Source organism: Pseudomonas sp. stari2 (genome assembly GCF_040760005.1).
GTDB lineage: Bacteria > Pseudomonadota > Gammaproteobacteria > Pseudomonadales > Pseudomonadaceae > Aquipseudomonas.
The window spans coordinates 157,100-175,546 of the sequence record NZ_CP099760.1 but is presented as its reverse complement, the minus strand read 5'-3'; the positions used below and the strand labels follow the sequence as shown (position 1 = coordinate 175,546).

15 protein-coding genes are annotated in these 18,447 nt (G+C 61.8%); 9 read left to right on the top strand and 6 right to left on the bottom strand.

The window, feature by feature from the left end:
* Nucleotides 1-13 precede the first annotated feature (13 nt).
* On the top strand, nucleotides 14-1,207 hold the full coding sequence (locus NH234_RS00800) for a DUF3142 domain-containing protein (protein ID WP_367255366.1): 1,194 nt from the start codon (nucleotides 14-16) through the stop codon (nucleotides 1,205-1,207).
* The gene (locus tag NH234_RS00795; protein ID WP_367255363.1) at nucleotides 1,194-3,329 is read left to right on the top strand and encodes a hypothetical protein; all 2,136 of its coding nucleotides are present in this window, start codon (nucleotides 1,194-1,196) and stop codon (nucleotides 3,327-3,329) included. Before NH234_RS00800 ends, NH234_RS00795 begins: the two co-directional genes overlap by 14 nt.
* On the opposite strand, the gene NH234_RS00790 is transcribed toward NH234_RS00795, so the two are convergent.
* Nucleotides 3,326-3,955: a LysE family translocator gene (locus tag NH234_RS00790; protein WP_367255361.1), complete on the bottom strand. Its 630-nt coding sequence runs from the start codon at nucleotides 3,953-3,955 to the stop codon at nucleotides 3,326-3,328. The genes NH234_RS00795 and NH234_RS00790 overlap by 4 nt on opposite strands.
* A 143-nt stretch (nucleotides 3,956-4,098) precedes the next feature.
* On the opposite strand from NH234_RS00790, the gene NH234_RS00785 reads away from it, so the two are divergent.
* The gene (locus NH234_RS00785; protein WP_367255359.1) at nucleotides 4,099-4,572 is read left to right on the top strand and encodes an Lrp/AsnC family transcriptional regulator; all 474 of its coding nucleotides are present in this window, start codon (nucleotides 4,099-4,101) and stop codon (nucleotides 4,570-4,572) included.
* 37 nt (nucleotides 4,573-4,609) lie between these two features.
* Here the strand turns inward: NH234_RS00785 and lpdA are convergent, their stop codons facing one another.
* Entirely contained in the window at nucleotides 4,610-6,010 is a 1,401-nt protein-coding gene (gene lpdA, locus NH234_RS00780; protein ID WP_367255357.1) for a dihydrolipoyl dehydrogenase, read from the bottom strand.
* A gap of 194 nt (nucleotides 6,011-6,204) precedes the next feature.
* Here lpdA and hflK (NH234_RS00775) point away from each other — a divergent pair, with 194 nt between their 5' ends.
* The 5 genes from hflK (NH234_RS00775) (at nucleotide 6,205) to cfaB (ending at nucleotide 13,524) form a co-directional block, all read left to right on the top strand.
* Nucleotides 6,205-8,163: a protease modulator HflK gene (hflK, locus tag NH234_RS00775; RefSeq protein WP_367257269.1), complete on the top strand. Its 1,959-nt coding sequence runs from the start codon at nucleotides 6,205-6,207 to the stop codon at nucleotides 8,161-8,163.
* Nucleotides 8,160-9,200 (top strand): protease modulator HflC, encoded by a 1,041-nt coding sequence (hflC, locus tag NH234_RS00770; protein ID WP_085731292.1) that lies wholly within the window; start codon nucleotides 8,160-8,162, stop codon nucleotides 9,198-9,200. The genes hflK (NH234_RS00775) and hflC overlap by 4 nt, the downstream gene beginning before the upstream one ends.
* Entirely contained in the window at nucleotides 9,197-10,255 is a 1,059-nt protein-coding gene (gene hflK / locus NH234_RS00765) for a protease modulator HflK (protein ID WP_085731293.1), read from the top strand. Before hflC ends, hflK (NH234_RS00765) begins: the two co-directional genes overlap by 4 nt.
* Nucleotides 10,252-12,159, top strand: coding sequence for a heavy metal translocating P-type ATPase (locus NH234_RS00760; RefSeq protein ID WP_367255354.1), 1,908 nt, complete (start codon nucleotides 10,252-10,254; stop codon nucleotides 12,157-12,159). Before hflK (NH234_RS00765) ends, NH234_RS00760 begins: the two co-directional genes overlap by 4 nt.
* 177 nt (nucleotides 12,160-12,336) lie before the next feature.
* On the top strand, nucleotides 12,337-13,524 hold the full coding sequence (cfaB, locus tag NH234_RS00755; RefSeq protein ID WP_367255353.1) for a C17 cyclopropane fatty acid synthase CfaB: 1,188 nt from the start codon (nucleotides 12,337-12,339) through the stop codon (nucleotides 13,522-13,524).
* 1 nt (nucleotide 13,525) lies between these two features.
* Here cfaB and cls read toward each other — a convergent pair whose 3' ends face one another.
* Nucleotides 13,526-14,965 (bottom strand): cardiolipin synthase, encoded by a 1,440-nt coding sequence (gene cls, locus NH234_RS00750; RefSeq protein ID WP_085731296.1) that lies wholly within the window; start codon nucleotides 14,963-14,965, stop codon nucleotides 13,526-13,528.
* A gap of 146 nt (nucleotides 14,966-15,111) precedes the next feature.
* On the opposite strand from cls, the gene NH234_RS00745 reads away from it, so the two are divergent.
* On the top strand, nucleotides 15,112-15,630 hold the full coding sequence (locus NH234_RS00745; protein ID WP_085731297.1) for a DUF3617 domain-containing protein: 519 nt from the start codon (nucleotides 15,112-15,114) through the stop codon (nucleotides 15,628-15,630).
* Between the two features lie 40 nt (nucleotides 15,631-15,670).
* Here the strand turns inward: NH234_RS00745 and NH234_RS00740 are convergent, their stop codons facing one another.
* The 3 genes from NH234_RS00740 to NH234_RS00730 are packed head-to-tail and all read right to left on the bottom strand — an operon-like array spanning nucleotide 15,671 to nucleotide 18,445.
* Nucleotides 15,671-17,008 carry a dihydroorotase gene (locus NH234_RS00740; protein WP_367255350.1) on the bottom strand — a complete coding sequence of 446 codons (1,338 nt, stop codon included), beginning with the start codon at nucleotides 17,006-17,008 and terminating at the stop codon, nucleotides 15,671-15,673.
* Nucleotides 17,009-17,012: 4 nt separating this feature from the next.
* Entirely contained in the window at nucleotides 17,013-17,573 is a 561-nt protein-coding gene (locus NH234_RS00735; RefSeq protein WP_085731299.1) for a carbonate dehydratase, read from the bottom strand.
* Complete coding sequence (locus NH234_RS00730) at nucleotides 17,570-18,445, bottom strand: metal ABC transporter substrate-binding protein (protein WP_367255348.1); 876 nt, start codon at nucleotides 18,443-18,445, stop codon at nucleotides 17,570-17,572. The genes NH234_RS00735 and NH234_RS00730 overlap by 4 nt, the downstream gene beginning before the upstream one ends.
* Nucleotides 18,446-18,447 lie beyond the last annotated feature (2 nt).

The window sequence follows — 18,447 nt, the reverse complement described above, 5'->3', positions numbered from 1 at the left end:
GGATCTGCAAGGTATGCGCTTTTTTATCGGGTGGTCAGCCGTGATGGCCATGTTGCTGCTGAGTGCCTGTGAACGCCAGGACGCCGCGCCGCTCGACCAGCAACTCTACGTCTGGCAACGGCAATGGACGCCGGCCCATGAACTTGCCCTGAAGGACAGTCATGGCGACTTCTCGACGCTTCGGGTGTTGGCGCTGCAAGCCTTCCCGAATGCCGGATGGAGTCGGGCGCGAGTCGATTTCGCGCTGCTGAAGCAGGATGCCCGACCGCTGATTGCGGTGATTCGCCTCGACGGCCAGCTCAAGGCGCTCGACCAGCAAGCCGTCACGGCGCAGATCCTTCAGGTGCTCGCCGACTGGCAAGGGCGGGGGCTGACCCCGAGCGGCGTCGAGATCGACCATGACGCCGGCAATGCCCGATTGCCGGACTACACCAGGTTCCTCGTTCATTTGCGCGGCGCATTGCCGGCCAACCTGCCCTTGAGCATCACCGCGTTGCCCGCCTGGCTCGACAGCCCGCAATTACCGACGCTGCTGGCGACCGTCGACAGCAGTGTGTTGCAGGTGCACGCCGTCAGCGATCCGCATCGTGGTCTGTTCGACCCCGAGCAGGCCCGGCGCTGGGCCAACGCCTGGGGGAGGGTGACCGACAGACCGTTCTACCTGGCGCTGCCCGCCTACGGTGTGGCGCTGTTGCCGGACGCCGGTGGCGCCCCGGTGGTGGAGAGTGAAGTCACGCTGGAACGCAGCGGCGAGCGACGCGAGTTGCTCGCCGATCCACAGCAACTGAGCCGGCTGGCCAGTGAATTACGCGAGGATCGCCCGGCACATCTGGCCGGTCTGATCTGGTTTCGCTTGCCGCTGGCCAACGACCGCAGGGCCTGGAGTCTGAGTACGCTGCGGGCGGTCGCCCGAGGTGATGCGTTGAGCAGCCGGCTCGGCCTGACGTTCACCGAACACAACGGCCTGCAAGACATCGCCCTGCATAACGTCGGTAACCTCGACAGCGCCTGGCCCGCCCGCATCACCGTCAACGGCCGGGGTTGCGAAGGCGCTGACGCGCTCGCCGGTTATGCATTGCAACAGACTGCGGATCTGCTTACCTTCACCCGCCTGCGCGACGGCCGATTGCCGGCGGGCGGGCAGCGTGCGATCGGTTGGGCACGTTGCGCAAATATTGATCAAGGAGGTTCGCATGTTGACCCGTAACTGGCCCCGCCATCTGCTTTGCCTGAGCCTCAGCCTGCCGCTGGGATCGGCGCTGGCCTGCGGCCCGGATTTCCCGATGCGTCTGCTCGACGATCGCGGGCAATCGCTGGCGGAACTGCCGGAGGGCAACTTCAGGTTCGAGATCAGTCGCCTCGGCAAAGCCATTCCCGGGCTGAAGAACGTCACGGCGGTCACCTACAACCCGGACGACACCTATGGCGAACCGAATGAGCCCGCTGAACTGCGCGAGAAGGCCGAGCAGCAGGGCCTGAGCGCGGAGCAGCAGGCGCTGGTCAAACAACTGCGCAGCCTCACCGATGCGCGTCAGGTCGAAGTGCAGGGTGCAAGCCTGCCGGCGGAACTGCGTCTGTATGTGGCGGGCGCCGTGGCATTCGGCGCTGGCGATCATCAACTGGCCGTCGAGTATTTCCGCCAGTTGCTGGCGCTGCCGGCCGATCAACGCGCGCTGCGCAGCACCTGGGCCGCTTACTCGCTGGGCCGGGCGTTCTTCGCCATGAGCAGCGAAGCGGGTGATGCGCTTGAGGCGTTGGAAAACGCCATCGAAGCCTTCCGCCAGACGCGGCAACTGAGCATCGACGGTTTCAGCGATCCGCTGGAGCTGGGCGTGGCCAGCCTCGGCGAAGAAGCACGAGCGCTGCGCATGGCGGGCAGTTGGGACAAAGCCATCGAGCTCTACGCCACGCAAAACCTGCACGGTTCGAACGTCGGCTACACCTCGTTGAAGCTGTTGATGAACGATCTGGCCGAAGAGCCGGAAGATCGGCTGGCAAAGTTGCTGCGTGGCAAAGCGGTGCAGCAATTGGTCACCGCCTCGCTGATCAGCCGGATCGGCTGGTCGTTCGGCGATGAGCCGCCGAACGAGAAAAAACTGATCAAGGCCTTGCAGGAAAGTACCCGTGGCAGCCTCGATAACGCGGATCGCCTGGCGGCCATGAATTATCAACAGGGCGATTACGCCAGCGCCAAGGCGTTCCTCGAACACGCCGGCGACAGCGGCCTGGCGTGGTGGCTGCGGGCGAAACTGGCGGTGCGCGACGGTGATAAAAACGCCGCTGCAGCGGCTTATGCCAAAGCCGCGCAAGCCTTCCCGCAGGACGAGTCCTGGGGTGAACGGCGTACCGCCGACTGGAATCTGGAATCCCTTCAGCCTAAATGCCGGGTCGAAGGTGAAAGCGCGATTCTGGCGCTGCAACGTGGCGAGTATCTGCAGGCGTTCGATCAGTTGTATCGCAGCCAGAGCATTTACTGGTTCGACGCTGCGACCGTGGCCGAGCGGGTGCTGACGCTTGATGAGCTCAAACAGTATGTCGATGCCAAGGTTCCGGCGCCGCCCGCGCTGAGCCAGCAGGATCGAGACAATTACGTGCCGCTGCCGGTGGCCGCCAGCCTGCGCAATCTGCTGGGGCGACGCTTGTTGCGTGAGGGTCACTACGAAGAGGCGGTCGGCTATTTCGACAATCCCGATCTGCAGCACAAGGCCCGGCTCTACGGCCAGCAACGGATGAAAGCCGATTCAGCGTGGTGGCCGACCAAGCGTGCCAGTGCGCTGTTCAATGCCGCGTGGACGGCCCGCGAGTGGGGCATGGATATCCTGGGCTACGAAATGGCCCCGGATTACGCGACCTTCGGCGGCAACTACAGCCTGGAAACCACCGCGCTGAAGGTCGGGCCGCTGGTAAGCGAAGCCGAGGTGCAACGGCAGAAGGCCAGCGAAGCACAGCCGGATGAGCGCTATCACTACCGGTTCGTTGCCACGGCGCTGGCCAGTCGTGCGGCAGACAACCTGCCGCACACCAGCCAGGCATTCGCCGCCGTGCTGTGTTCGGCCGCCGGCTGGAACAGCAGCCTGGAAGAGCAAAGTGCGTTGTACAAGCGCTATGTCGATGAAGGGCCTTACGTTCCATGGGCCGTGGATTTCGGTCATCAGTGCCCGTATCCGGACTTCGAAAACGCCGACAAGCGCTATGTCACCCAGGTGACCGATTCGGTGCGCTCGACACTGCGTCCTTACAAGTGGCCGGTGATCGGTGCGATTGTCGCGTTCACGGCCGCTGTGTTGTTGCTGGTTACCCGCCGTCAGCGCAAGGCCCGTAAAACCTAAGCCTGCTGCACGAAGGTCAGGCGCACGGCAAAGCCGATCAACAGGCTGCCGAATAACCACTGCTGCACCCGTTGGGCCGTCGGGCTGTGTTTCAGCCAGCGGCCCAGCGCCGTGCCGAGCAAGGCATAGGCGCTGTCGAACAGCAATCCTGCGGCCACCAGCATCGCGCCGAGCGCCGCAAACTGTGTCAGCACCGGTGCGCCATCTGCCACGATGAACTGCGGCAGCAGCACCGAGCAGAACAGCAAGGCTTTCGGGTTGAGCAGATTGGTCAGCAGGCCACGACGGATCGCTGCGCGCCACTGCCCATGGCCGTCCGATACGGTGCCAGCGTTCAGATCCGGCAGCAGCGTGGTGCGCAGGCATTGAATGCCGATCCACAGCAAGTACGCGGCCCCGGCCATCCGCACCGCATCGAACGTCCACGGTGCAGCCTTGAACAGCGCCGCCAGCCCCAACGCTGCGAGCGCGACATGACAACCTCGGGCAACCGCCAACCCCACTGCCGTGGCCAGTGCTGCACCGCGACCCTGGCGGGCACCGGTCTGCAACAGCAGGATCATGTCCGGGCCGGGCAGCAGATAGACCGCCGCCAAAGCCAGGAAAAACAGCCAGAGACTTGCCATGTCGCACCCTTTCGTTGTCGATTCGGTGCAATCAGTCTATGACCGAGGGGCAGGGCAGGTGCTTGCGTAGTTCGCTTCTATAACCACGTGGATTGGCATAACCTGCTTTCTTTTCGCGCTTACACCATCAGGATCTGCCAACCATGAAACTCGACGCCTTCGATCGCAAGATTCTCGCCGCGCTGCAACGGGACGGGCGCCTGAGCAATGTGCAACTGGCGGACGAAATCGGTTTGTCTGCGTCGCCGTGCCTGCGTCGGGTGCGGATGCTGGAGGAGGCGGGGGTGATTCGCGGCTATCAGGCGAACCTGGACCGTGACGAGGTGGGGCTGGGGCTGACGGTGTTCGTCGGGGTCAAGGTGGAACGGCACAACGATGAACAGGCCGAGGCGTTTCACCGAGCGGTGACGGCGTTGCCGGAGGTTATTTCAGCGTTTCTTGTGTCCGGGGAATCGGACTTTCTGCTGCAAGTGGTGGTGCCGGATCTGCGCGCCTACGACCGTTTTTTAACCGGTTGTCTGCTGAAACTGCCGGGGGGGAGCGACATTCGCAGCAATTTCGCGATTCACACGGTGAAGACCCCGGGAGCGTTGCCGCTGGGACATCTGCCATCCTGATACTTCCCGCATTGCGCGGGAAGTATTCGCACAGTGCTTACATCTGCGTCGCCATGCCCTCGACATTCATCGCTGCCTGACGCAGCGCCTCGGAACGGGTCGGGTGAGGGTGACAGGTCAGGGCGATGTCTTCGGCCGACGCGCTGAATTCCATGGCCACGCAATACTCGCCGATCATTTCACTGACGCTCGGGCCGACCAAGTGCACGCCGAGGACTTCGTCGGTGTGCGCGTCGGCGAGGACTTTGGCAAAGCCCTCGGTCTCGTGATTGATCTTCGCCCGGCTGTTGGCAGTGAACGGGAATTTGCCGACCTTGTAGGCCCGGCCTTCAGCCTTGAGCTGCTCCTCGGTCTTGCCGACACTGGCCAGCTCCGGTCGGGTGTAGATCACGTTGGGAATCAGGTCGTAGTTGACCTCGCCCGCCTTGCCGGCGATCTGCTCAATGCAGGCCATGGCTTCGTCTTCGGCCTTGTGGGCAAGCATCGGCCCGGACGTGACATCACCGATCACCCAGACGCCGGGTGCTTCGGTGCGATGGTGTTTGTTGGCAAGCATGCCGCGTTTGTCGGTGCTCAGGCCGACGTTCTCCAGCCCCAGCCCCTGGGTGTAGGGGCGGCGACCGATGGCGACCAGCACGTAATCGGCTTCCAGCAGCTCGGCGGTGCCGCCGGCTGCCGGTTCGATGCTCAGTTGCACGCCGCTGGTCGAGGTTGTGGCGCTGGTGACTTTCGAACTCAGTTTGAAGCTGATGCCCTGTTTGCTCAGCGAGCGTTGCAGGGTCTTGCCGGCTTCGCCGTCGACGCCGGGGCAGATGCGGTCGAGGTATTCCACCACGGTCACTTGCGCGCCGAGTCGCCGCCAGACCGAGCCGAGTTCGAGGCCAATCACGCCGGCACCGATCACCACCAGATGCTTGGGCACTTCGCTCAAGGACAACGCGCCGGTGGAATCTAGAATGCGCTGGTTGTCGATCGCCACGCCGGGCAGGGGAGTGGGCTCGGAACCGGTGGCGATGACGATATCGGTGGCGGTCAGTTCGATCCGGTTGCCCTGATCGCCGGTTACGCTGACTTTTCCGGGGCCATCGATATGGCCCCAGCCCTTGATCCAGTCGACCTTGTTCTTGCGGAACAGAAATTCGATGCCTTTGGTCAGGCCGGCGACGCTTTCGTCCTTCTGCTTCATCATTTGCGCGAGGTTGAGCGTCGGTTTGACCTCGATGCCGAGGTTGGCGAATTCCGCGCCCATTGCCGCATCGTACAGTTCGGACGCGTGCAACAACGCCTTGGACGGCATGCAACCGACGTTGAGGCAGGTGCCGCCCAGTGTGGCGCGGCCCTCCACGCAAGCGGCCTTGAGACCCAACTGGCCGGCGCGGATCGCTGCGTTATAACCGCCGGGCCCGCCGCCCAGAATCACTACGTCATAGTTGCTCATGCGCTTACTCCTGGCTGAAGAATGCGGATCGCTAAAAATTACGTACGTAATATGTGCGTTTCCGGACATTTCGGTCAAGGCTTCAGGAACGCGACAGGTTCAGCGACTTTGAATGGTGCAAATGAGTACAAATATTTCACTACTTTCGTTATATCGTAACGAGTTAAGCAGTGAGCCAAGGGTTTTGGGGGGATATGCAAGTCGATCTGGACGTTGATGGCACGCAAGTGACCGGTCTGCCGCGCTTTCAGCAGGCGGCGACCCAGGGTCGCCGACTGCGCCGGTTGGCCATCGGTCTCGGTGGGTTGGCCGTGGCCGGGGTGGTGCTGGCGTTTTTTGTTGGTCTGTTCGCCTCTCAATCGCTTTGGCCGGCGCTGTTGGTCAATCAGAGCGCGGCGTTGCTGGTGCTGGTCGCCGGGCTGCAATCGTCGTGGTGGGTGGCTGATTGGCGAGCGCGGGTGATCAATCCGGTGGTACCGGTGACTGTTGTTGACGAGACGCCCGCGTCGGATGGCTGGTACGAGCGACTGCTGGATCGGCTTAGCCGACGCAGCCTGCATGTGCTGGGGCAGATTGGCGCGGCGACATTATGGCTCGGCGGTCTGGCGCTGTTGGCGTTGCTCGGCATCGAGCAGGTGTGGAATCTCACGCTGCAACCGACTGCAGTGGGTTTGTCCGCGTCTGTCAGCGCGGCGATCTCGCTGCTGCTGGCGTTCGGTCTGCTGGTGCTGGAGCGGCAACTGGCTCAGGAAAACCCGGCGCAATGGCCCGAGGCGGGAGCACTGGCGCAGTTGGTTCGAGTCGTCATCATCAGTCTGGTATTGGGTGCGCTGTGCTTGCTGTTTGCCAGCGAGAAATCCGTCTGGCCCGTGCGTTTGGCTGTGTTGATCGGCATCCTGCCGGGACTGGTCGCGTTGGAGTTGTTGCTGCGTGCCGTGTTGTCGCTGTTCAGTCCGCGTCGCGAACAACTTGAACCGGTGCTGCTGGCCCGCAGTTTCGTCGCCGATCTGCTACGTTGGCCGCCGCAACCGTTGCTCGCCTTGCAACACGAATTGCACAACCGTTTCGGTATTGATCTGCGGCAGATCTGGGCCTTCAGTTACATGCGCCGCGCATTCCTGCCGGTCTTGGTGCTGGTGGCGGCGGTGGGCTGGTTGCTTACCGGCATTCATGAAATTCCACTGCAAAGCCGTGGTATCTACGAGCGCTTCGGCAAACCGGTGCAGGTGTTCGGCCCCGGTTTGCATGCCGGCCTGCCGTGGCCGCTGGGCCGGGTGTTGAGTGTGGAGAACGGCGTGGTGCACGAACTGGCGACCAGTGTCGGCGAGAACCCGGCGCCGGTTCAGCCGGATCCGGCGGAAGGTCCGGCCCCGATTACCGCCAACCGCTTGTGGGATGCCAGCCACGTCAACGACAAATCCCAGGTCATCGCCAGCAGCCGTGGCGAGCAACAGAGTTTCCAGATCGTCAACATGGACGTGCGTTTCGTCTATCGCATCGGCCTCAGCGATCAGGCGGCATTGGCCGCGACCTACAACAGCGCGGATGTGCCGACGTTGATCCGCAGTACCGCGAGCCGGATTCTGGTCCACGATTTTGCATCGCGCACCCTCGACGGTTTGCTGGGGCAGGACAGGGTAGGGCTGGCTGACGAGATCGGCCGCGCGGTGCAAAACGATCTGCAGAAACTCGATAGCGGTGTAGAGATTCTCGCCACTGTGGTTGAAGCGATTCATCCACCCGCCGGTGCGGCCAACGCTTATCACAGCGTGCAAGCGGCGCAGATCGGTGCTCAGGCGTTGATCTCTCGCGAACGCGGTGCGGCGGCCGAAGCGAGCAATCAGGCGCAGTTGCAGGCCAGCCTCGCTCGCGACCAAGCCACCGCCAATGCCCACGAAACCAGCTCGACTGCCCGCGCGGCGGGCCTGAAATTCAGCGCCGAACAAAAAGCCTACGCCAGCGCCGGTCAGGCCTTCGTGCTGGAGCAATACCTCAGCCAGCTCAGTCAGGGACTGGGCAAAGCCAAACTGTTGGTGCTCGACCATCGTCTGGGCGGCAGCAGCAACGCGCCGACCATCGACCTGCGTACGTTCACGCTGCCGGCTGACCCGACGCCGGCGCGCACCACCGCTCAACCAGGAGCCACCCATTGAGCCAGTCGCATACTCACGATCACCATGACCATAGCGGTCACGACCATGCTCATGGCGGCCACCACCACGGGCATCACCACCATCATCATGGCGCGCCGGAAGAGGCGGGGCCTTTTCCGTGGCGACGCATGGGCTGGGCCGTGTTGCTGGTGGCGTTTGCCATCGCAGCGGCAAGTCTGGTGCAGGTGCGCTCCGGTGAAGCCACGGTCATCACCCGCTTCGGCAACCCGTCCCGAGTGTTGCTGGAGCCCGGTTTGAGCTGGCGCTGGCCGGCGCCGTTCGAAGCGGCGATCCCGGTGGATCTGCGCCTGCGCACCACCTCGAGCGGTTTGCAGGACGTCGGCACCCGCGACGGCTTGCGCATTATCGTGCAGGCGTATGTCGCGTGGCAGGTGCAGGGCGATGCGGACAACGTCCAACGCTTCATGCGTGCAGTGCAGAATCAGCCGGACGAAGCGGCGCGGCAGATTCGAACCTTTGTCGGCTCGGCACTGGAGACTACTGCCAGCAGTTTCGACCTGGCCAATCTGGTCAATACCGATGCCAGTCAGGTGCACATCGCTGATTTCGAAGCGCAGTTGCGTCAGCAGATCGATCAGCAGTTGCTCGCCACTTACGGCGTGCGCGTGGTGCAAGTAGGTATCGAGCGACTGACTCTGCCGTCGGTGACACTTACCGCGACGGTCGACCGGATGCGCGCCGAGCGTGAAACCATTGCTACCGAACGCACGGCCATTGGCAAGCGTGAAGCAGCGCAAATTCGTTCTGGTGCCGAGCGTGACGCGCGAATTGTGCAGGCTGACGCCACGGTGAAAGCGGCCGAAATCGAAGCGCAATCACGGGTCGAAGCGGCGCAGATTTATGGCCGTGCTTACGCCGGATCACCGCAGCTATACAACTTGCTGCGCTCGCTGGACACCCTTGGCACCATCGTTACGCCGGACACCAAGCTGATCCTGCGCACCGACGCCGCGCCGTTCCGTGTATTGGTGGATGGCCCACCGAATATGGATAGCAAGACCGGAACGCAGCCATGAGTGAAGTTCCACGTGGAACAAATTCGATGAACAGTCCGTGGATTCAGGCGGGACGCCTGGCGTTTTTTGCCCTGTACGCGGTGACAGTGCTGGCAGCCTTGGCTTGGGCATTTTCCAATGTTCGGCAGATCGACCCGCAGAATCGCGCGGTGGTCATGCATTTCGGTGCGCTGGATCGCATCCAGAATGCCGGGCTGTTGTTGGCTTGGCCGCAGCCGTTCGAACAGGTCGTTCTGCTGCCGGCGGCAGACCGGGTCATCGAGCGTCGAGTGGAAAACCTGCTGCGCAGTTCTGCTGCAATACAGGCGGATCGCGTCGCGACATTCGCTACACCGCTGAGCGATGCTCTGGCCGGTTCCGGCTATTTGCTTACCGGTGATGCCGGGGTGGTGCAGCTGGATGTGCGGGTGTTCTACAAGGTCACCGATCCATATGACTTCGTGCTGCAAGGCGATCACGTGCTGCCGGCACTGGATCGACTGGTGACCCGCAGCGCGGTGGCCCTGACAGCAGCGCGGGATCTGGACACCATTCTGGTGGCGCGACCGGAACTGATCGGCGCCGACAATCAAGCCGCCGAACGACGCGAACGACTGCGTGGCGATCTGGTGCAAGGAATCAACCGACGCCTGGCCGAGTTGAAGGCGAGCGGGCAGGGCATCGGTATCGAAGTGGCGCGGGTCGATGTGCAATCGAGTCTGCCCGAGCCGGCCGTCGGTGCTTTCAACGCTGTGCTTACCGCCAGTCAACAGGCTGACAAAGCGGTGGCCAATGCCCGCACCGACGCTGAAAAAATCACCCAGACCGCCAACGAACTGGCCGACCGCACATTGCAGGTCGCCCACGCCCAGGCCGGTGAGCGCCTGGCAAAGGCCTCCGCCGATACCGCGACTGTCATGAGTCTGGCCCAGGCCCGACAGCAGGGCACTGACCCGCAAATGCTGCTGCGCCTGTACCGCGAGCGGATACCGAAGATTCTCGGCCAGGCCGGTTCGGTCACCACAGTCGATCCGAAAGACGATTCCCGCCTGATCATTCAGGGAGCCAGTAAATGACCGCCACTACCGCCGCACCGAGTCTGTTGTCCTCGGCCGAGCAACGTCGCGCTGCGCGCCAACTGACCCTGGCGATGCTCGCCCTCGGCCTGCTCGGGCTTGGTTTGATCTGGCGCTGGTTGATGCCGGAGCAAACCGGTGTCAGTCAGTTGCTGCTCGGTGTTGCTTCTTTGTTGGTCGCGGTGCCGGTGATGCGCTCGGCGTGGTTCAGCTTGCGTTACCCGAGTCTGCATGGCATCACCGATCAATTGATCGCATTGGCGATGCTTGGTGCCTGGGCTACCGGCGACTTGCTCACCGCTGCGCTTCTACCGATCATTATGATCTTCGGCCATGTGCTGGAGGAGCGCAGCGTGATCGGCTCGCAAGAGGCGATTCATGCGTTGGGTCAGCTCACCCGCAGTCATGCACGAAAAGTCCAGGCGGATGGCACGGTCATCGAAGTCGATAACGGCACGCTCAAGGCCGGCGACACCGTTGAAGTCCGCGCCGGTGATCGGGTGCCGGCGGACGGTCGAGTGTTGTCAGGCCAGGCCAGCCTCGATACGGCGTCAATCACCGGTGAGTCGGTGCCGGTGGAGGCGGGCGTCGGAATGACCGTGTTCGGCGGTGCGATCAACCTCGATGGGTTGCTGCGTATCGAGGTGACCCGTACCGGCGATGAATCGACCCTGGGCAAGGTCATCGCCCTGATGCAGAACGCCGAGCGCTCCAAGCCACCGATCACCCGTCTGCTTGAACGCTACGCCGGCAGCTACATGGTGCTGGTGTTGCTGCTGGCGGCGGTGACCTGGTTTGTCACCAATGATGCGCAGGCAATGTTGGCGGTGCTGGTTGCAGCCTGTCCTTGTGCATTGGTGTTGTCGGCGCCTGCGACAGCGATTGCCGGTGTGGCGGTCGCGGCGCGGCACGGGATTCTGATCCGCAGTTCGGCCTTCCTTGAAGAGTTGGCTGACCTCACGTCCCTGGTGGTCGACAAGACCGGCACACTGACTTACGGCACGTTGCGTCTGCAGTCGATCAACAGCGCGCAGGAGGATCACGAATCGGTGATGGCGCTGGCTGCCAGTCTCGGTGCTGCCAGCAGTCACCCGGTCAGTCGTGCACTGGCCGGACTGGTACACGCGGACAACGTGCTGGTGCTGACCGATATTCACGAACGGCAAGGTTTGGGTGTGGTCGCCAGGACGGAACAGGGTGAAGCGGCACTCGGTCGTCCGGAGCTGTTTGCGCAACTGGGCATCCCGACAACTTCGATTCCCGAGCACGACGGCCCGATTGCCGGCCTGGCGTTGAACGGTGAATTCCTCGCCTGGCTGTTGCTGGCCGACAGCGTCAAACCTGAAGCGAAATTCGCCTTGAGCGAACTGCGCGAGTTGGGCCTCGGTCGGCAACTGTTGCTGACCGGCGACCGTCAGAGCGTGGCGCAAACTCTGGCGCGGGATGTCGGCCTGCATGAAGTCGAAGCCCAGGCGTTGCCCGAAGACAAACTCAATCGCGTATTGAAGGAAATCGACAACGGTTTCCGGCCGATGGTGGTCGGCGACGGCATCAACGATTCGCTGGCACTCAAGGCTGGTGTGGTGGGTGTTGCGATGGGGGCGGGCGGTGCTGACATTGCGCTTGCGTCCGCCGACATTGTGCTGATCGGCAGCGACCTGCGCCGGCTCGGCACCTGTGTGCGCCTGAGTCGCCAATGTCGGCGCACGCTGCAAGTGAACGTGATCATCGGTCTGGGCTGGACGCTGGCCATCGTGGTATTCGCCGCATTCGGCTGGTTGGGCGCGGCCGGGGCGATGATCGCTGCATTGCTGCACAATCTCAGCACATTGCTGGTGTTGGGGAATGCCGGTCGGTTGTTGCGCTTTCAGGAACCGCTGCTGAAGCTTGAAGAGCAGAACTGATCATTTTTCGAACTGTGCGCCGGTCTTGAAGTCTCCAGATAAGGCGCACTGAAGCACGGAGATCGGTGCCGTTGCAGCCAAGTTGGCTGATAGGTGGCAACTATCGAATCGATAGCCTGCTAATTTTCAAGGATGGTCTACCCTCAGATCAGACGTCTGAAACCAGGGGGATATTCCATGCTCGCGCAACTTCCACCGGCCTTACAGAATCTGCAGCTTCCGCTTCGCCTGCGACTCTGGGACGGCCATGAATTCAATCTGGGCCCGACGCCCAGCGTCACCATCGTGGTCAAGGACCCGTTGATGGTGTCCCAATTGACCCATCCAAGTCTCGACGCGCTGGGGGCGGCGTTCGTCGAGGGCAAACTGGAACTCGAGGGCTCGATCAGCGAGGTCATCCGGGTTTGCGACGAATTGAGCACGGCGCTGCTCGATGAAGACGAAGACAGTCAGCCGGTGCGAACCGTGCACGACAAGGAAACCGACGCCAAAGCCATTTCCTATCACTACGACCTGTCCAACGCGTTCTACCAGCTCTGGCTGGACAGTGACATGGCGTATTCCTGCGCCTATTTCGAAACCGGCAGCGAAACCCTGGAGCAGGCGCAACAGGCCAAGTTCCGGCACCTGTGTCGCAAGCTGCGTCTGCAGCCGGGCGACTACCTGCTGGACGTCGGCTGCGGCTGGGGCGGTCTGGCGCGTTACGCTGCCCGTGAGTTCGGTGCCAAGGTGTTCGGTATCACTCTGAGCAAGGAACAACTGGCGCTGGCTCGGGAGCGGGTTAAAGCCGAGGGCCTGGAAGACCAGGTCGAACTGCAGCTGCTCGATTATCGTGATCTGCCGCAGGATGGGCGTTTCGACAAAGTGGTGAGTGTCGGGATGTTCGAGCACGTCGGCCACGCCAATCTGGCCGAATACTGCAAGACCTTGTTCGGCGCGGTGAAAGAGGGCGGTCTGGTGATGAACCACGGCATCACCGCCAAGCACACCGATGGCCGTCCGGTGGGACGCGGTGCCGGCGACTTCATCGAAAAATACGTGTTCCCCAACGGCGAACTGCCGCACCTGGCAATGATCTCGGCCGAGATCAGCGAGGCCGGTCTGGAGATCGTCGATGTCGAAAGCCTGCGTCTGCATTACGCGCGCACGCTGGACCACTGGAGCGAACGGCTGGAGGACAACCTCGAAGCGGCCGGCAAACTGGTGTCGGATCAGGCCCTGCGTATCTGGCGACTGTACCTTGCCGGTTGCGCCTACGCGTTTGCCCGGGGCTGGATTAATCTGCACCAGATTCTCGCAGTAAAGGCCCACCCCGATGGCAGCCATGAACTACCGTGGACCCGTGATGACATCTATAACCCTTGAGCTAGAGAATCGGTGAAATCAGCCGGGCGATCCGCATGCCGAGTTGTTGCAGGCGGTGGATCTCCCGGCCTTCTTCCTTGGCGATTTCGTAGGCCTGGGCAAAGTCCTCGTTGAGCATCTGTTCCACGTGGCCGGCGAATTCACTGTCGACCGTCAGCAACATCACTTCGAAATTCAGCCGGAACGAACGGTTGTCCAGATTGGCGCTGCCGATGGCGCTGATTTCGCTGTCGACCAGCACCACTTTCTGATGCAGGAAACCCGGTTCATAGCGGAATACCCGCACCCCGGCGCGCACCGCTTCGAACGCGTAAAGGCTCGATGCGGCGTAAACGATGCGGTGATCGGGACGTGATGGCAGCAGTAGTCGCACGTCGACACCGCGCAGGACCGCGAGACGCAATGCGGCGAACACCGCCTCGTCGGGAATGAAGTAGGGGCTGGTGATCCATACGCGCTCGGTGGCGGCATGGATGGCTTCGACAAAGAACAGCGAGCAGGTCTCGTAGGCATCCGCCGGGCCGCTGGCCAGCAACTGGCAGAGCACGCCGTCGTCCGGGTAAACGTCTGGCAGGATCAGCGGCGGCAGCGTACGTGCGGCCCAGAACCAGTCCTCGGCAAATGACTCCTGCATGCACGCAACCACCGGCCCGCGCACCTGAACGTGGGTGTCGCGCCATGGCGCCAAGGGTGGTTTTTCGCCCATGTATTCGTCGCCGACGTTGTGTCCGCCGACGAAACCGATCATTCCGTCGACCACCACAATCTTGCGGTGGTTGCGGAAATTCACCTGGAAGCGATTGAGCCAGCCGCTGCGGGTGGCGAATGCCTTGACCTCGACCCCGCCATCGCGAAGTGCCTGTACGTAACTATGGGGCAGGGCGTGGCTGCCGATGCGGTCGTACAGCAAATGAATCGCGACACCTTCGGCGGCTTTCTTCAGCAGCAGTTGGCGCAGGCGCTGGCCGAGGCGATCGTCGTGAATGATGAAAAACTGGATCAGCACGGCTTCCCGTGCCTGCTCGATTGCGTGGAAAATCGCTTCGAAGGTGGCGGCGCCGTTGATCAGCAATTGCACTTCATTGTTGGCCAGACACGGCATGCGACCCAATTTCGGCATCGCCCGCAACGAGTCGTAGGCATTCGAGGCGCGAGCGGTCAGGGCTTCTTCTACCCAGGGCCGCCAGTTCAGTTCGGAAACGGCCTGGCGCATCTGTTCGTTGGCCTGACGTCGGGCCTTGATATAACCGTCGAAGGTGCTGCGACCGAACACCAGGTAGGGGATGAGGGTGAGATAGGGAATGAAGATCAGCGACAGCGCCCAGGCGATCGCGCCTTGCGCCGTGCGGACGGTCAGCACCGCATGGATGGCGGCAATTGTGCCCAGGCTATGTATCAGCGCGATCAGATAACCGAAGATGTGCGGTCCAAAATAATCCATGGGGCAACCTTGCTCCTGAAGATTCAATGCTTAACAGACCATGTTCCTTTGCGCTTGTCGCTATTTTCTTTTTAGCCATGAAAGCAGGCCATGAACCGAAACAAGCGGCCGACGTCTAACGGCCACTACTGATCAGGAGTTTTGCAATGAACGTTCGTCTGCTGGGTTTGGCACTGGGTCTGGGGTTGGCCTTGCCGTTGGTGGCTCAGGCGCAAATGCTGCAGCCGGGGTTGTGGGAAATGACATCGAGCAATGTGAAGGTCGATGATCAGGCCATGGACGTGCAATCGATCCTCGGCCAGATCCAAGGCCAGATCACCCCGCAACAGCGGGCGGCACTGGAGAAGCAAGGGATCAACATCGGTGGCCAAGGCATTCGTGCCTGCCTGACGCCACAACAAGTAGCGACCAATGATATTCCGCTGGCCGACCCGCAGTCCGGCTGCAAACAGCAGATCACCGAGCGCAACGGCAACCAATGGAAATTCCGTTTCAGTTGCCCGCGAGCCTCGGGCACCGGTGTTGCAACGTTCGTCAGCGATCGTGAGTTCACCACTATCGCCAACGGCACGTTCAATGCCATCGGCATCAACCAGAAGGGTAGTCTGGAAACCCGCGCCGTCTGGTTGGGCCAGGACTGCGGCACCGTCAAACCAAGAGCCTGAAAATCGAACCGCCCCCACAATGTTGTGGGGGCGGTTTCTTCTAGCGCATGAACCGCAACGGCAATCCCTGACACCCGTCATGCAGCCGATTGTCGTGCCACGCAACCTGTCCCGACACCAGCGTCGTACTCACTCGATGGCGAAAGTTGTGACGGGCAAACGGCGTCCAACCGCACTGCGACAGGATCGGTTGTCGTGATACCGCGACACCCTCGGGCTCTGGCTGAATCAACACCAGATCGGCCCAATAACCCTCCCTCAAATAACCGCGATCCGGAATGGCAAACAGATCCGCCACCCGGTGGCTGGTCTTTGCCACCAGCGTGGTGATCGGCAGCACGCCATCCGCTACCAGTTCCAACAACGCCGGCAACGCATGTTGTACCAGCGGCAGTCCGGACGGTGCCTGGGCGTACGACAATTGTTTCTCCGCCCAGGTATGCGGAGCGTGATCGCTGCCGATCACATCCAGTCGATTGCTCAACAATGCCCGACGCAGGGCATCGCGATCAGCCTCGCTTTTGATCGCCGGGTTGCATTTGATCTGGTTGCCGAAGTCCGGGTAATCGCGGTCATCGAACAGCAGATGATGCAGGCAGACTTCCGCCGTGATGCGTTTGTGCGCCAGTGGTTTGTCTTCGAACAGTTCCAGCTCTCGAGCCGTGGTCAAGTGCAGCACGTGCAGGCGAGTGTCATGGCGTTTGGCGAGTTCCACTGCCAGCGAAGAGGAGCGATAACAGGCCTCGGCATTGCGGATCAATGCATGAGCATCGTGCGGAAGATGTTCGCCGAAGCGCTCACGCAGTTTTGCGCTGTTGGCGTCGATGCTTGGTGTGTGTTCGCAATGAGCCAGCAGGATCGTCGGCACCTCGGCGAACAAACGCTCCAGCGTCTTGGAGTCATCAACCAGCATGTTGCCGGTCGATGCACCCATGAACACTTTGACCCCGGCCACTTCACTTGGATTGAGCGCCGCGACGGTGTCCAGATTGTCGTGACTGACGCCGAAGTGAAAGCCGTAGTTGGCCACTGAGTTGATCGCTGCCCGACGCTTCTTGTCGGCCAACGCTTCGAGGGTGAGGGTAGCCGGATTAGTGTTGGGCATGTCCATGAAACTGGTGATGCCACCGGCCACGGCTGCGCGGGATTCGGTGTAGATGCTGCCTTTGGCTGGCGAGCCCGGCTCACGGAAATGCACCTGATCGTCGATCATCCCCGGCAGCAACCATTGACCGTTGGCGTCGATTTCCAGCGTGGCGTTTTCACCTTCAATGCTACGACCGATCTTGACGATGCGACCGTGGCTGACCAGCAGATCGGCGTAGAACTCATGCCCGTCATCAACCAGGCGCGCATTGCGAATCAGCACACTGTTCATGGGATCAGAACTCGTTCTGCAGGGCTTTGTAGCCGCGCACCAGATCAACGTTGGTGCGCGCCACGTCTTCGGAAAACTCCGAAGCGCTGACACTCACCGGAGGGAATTGCGAGAGGTCGGTGCCCGGCCCGATGCGGGTGGTGGAGGGCACGTAGAACGCATCCGGCAGATCCCGGCCATCGACCACCGAGTTGTGCCGCACCACGCAACCGTTGCCGACCACGCAGTTGAACAGCACGCTGTTGAAGCCGATGAACACCCGGTCGCCGACCTTGCATGGCCCATGCACGATCGAGCGGTGGGCGATGGAACTGAACTCGCCGATGGTTACCGCCGCGCCGGACTTGGAGTGGATCACCACGCCATCCTGGATGTTCGAATTGGCGCCGATGGTGATTGGCTCCATCTCGCCGGAGGCGTCCACTTCATCAGCGCGAATGACTGCGTAGGGGCCGACGAACACATTTTCGCCGATCACCACTTTGCCGCAGATGATCGCAGTTTTGTCGACGTAGGCAGACTCGGCAATTTGCGGCAGATCGCCGGAAGGATTTTTGCGGATCATGGTTGGCTCAGGGCGTCGTAAAGAGTGTTGAGGTTGTATTCGAACAAGCCGGCGAATGTGCTGGCCGGACCCGAAGCGGCGAGGGCGTCGGAGTACAGCGTGCCGCCGATGTGCGCGCCGCTTTCGTCGGCAATCTGTTTGAGCAAGCGTGCGTCCTTGATGTTTTCCATGAACACCGCTTTGACCTTGGCCTGACGAATCTGGGTGATCAGCGCGGCGACTTCGGCGGCGGAAGGTTCGCGCTCGGTGGACAGACCTTGCGGTGCCATGAAGTCGATCCCGTAGGCTTGCCCCAGATAACCGAAGGCATCGTGGCTGGTGACGATCTTGCGGTTGCCCGGCGGCAGGGAACCGAGCTTGGACTTGGCTTCGGCGAGGAGGGCGTAGATCTGTTTCAGGTAAGCCTTGCTGTTACGTTCGTAGTCGGCTGTGTTCGCCGGGTCGGCGGCGATCAGTGCCTTGGTGATGTTGGCGACATACAGCTCGGTGTTGGCCAGGTTGTGCCAGGCATGAGGATCGGGAACGGTTTCTCCGTCCTCATCCAGAGAGCGGGGGATCACGCCATGGCTGGCACTGACGACGGTGGCCTTGGTGTCGGTACTGGTCACCAATCGGTCCAGCCAGGGTTCAAAACCCAGCCCGTTTTTCACGATCAGTTTTGCTTTCAGAAGTGCCTTGGCATCGTCCGGCGTCGGTTCGTAGGTGTGGGCGTCGGCGTCCGGGCCGACCATGTTGGTGATCTGGATATGCTCGCCGCCGACCTGATGCACCATGTCGGCGAGGATGCTGAAACTGGTGACCACCGGCAGTTTCTCCGCCGCCGACAACGACATCGATAGCATCAGGCTTAACAACACAAGTAGAGCGCGCATCG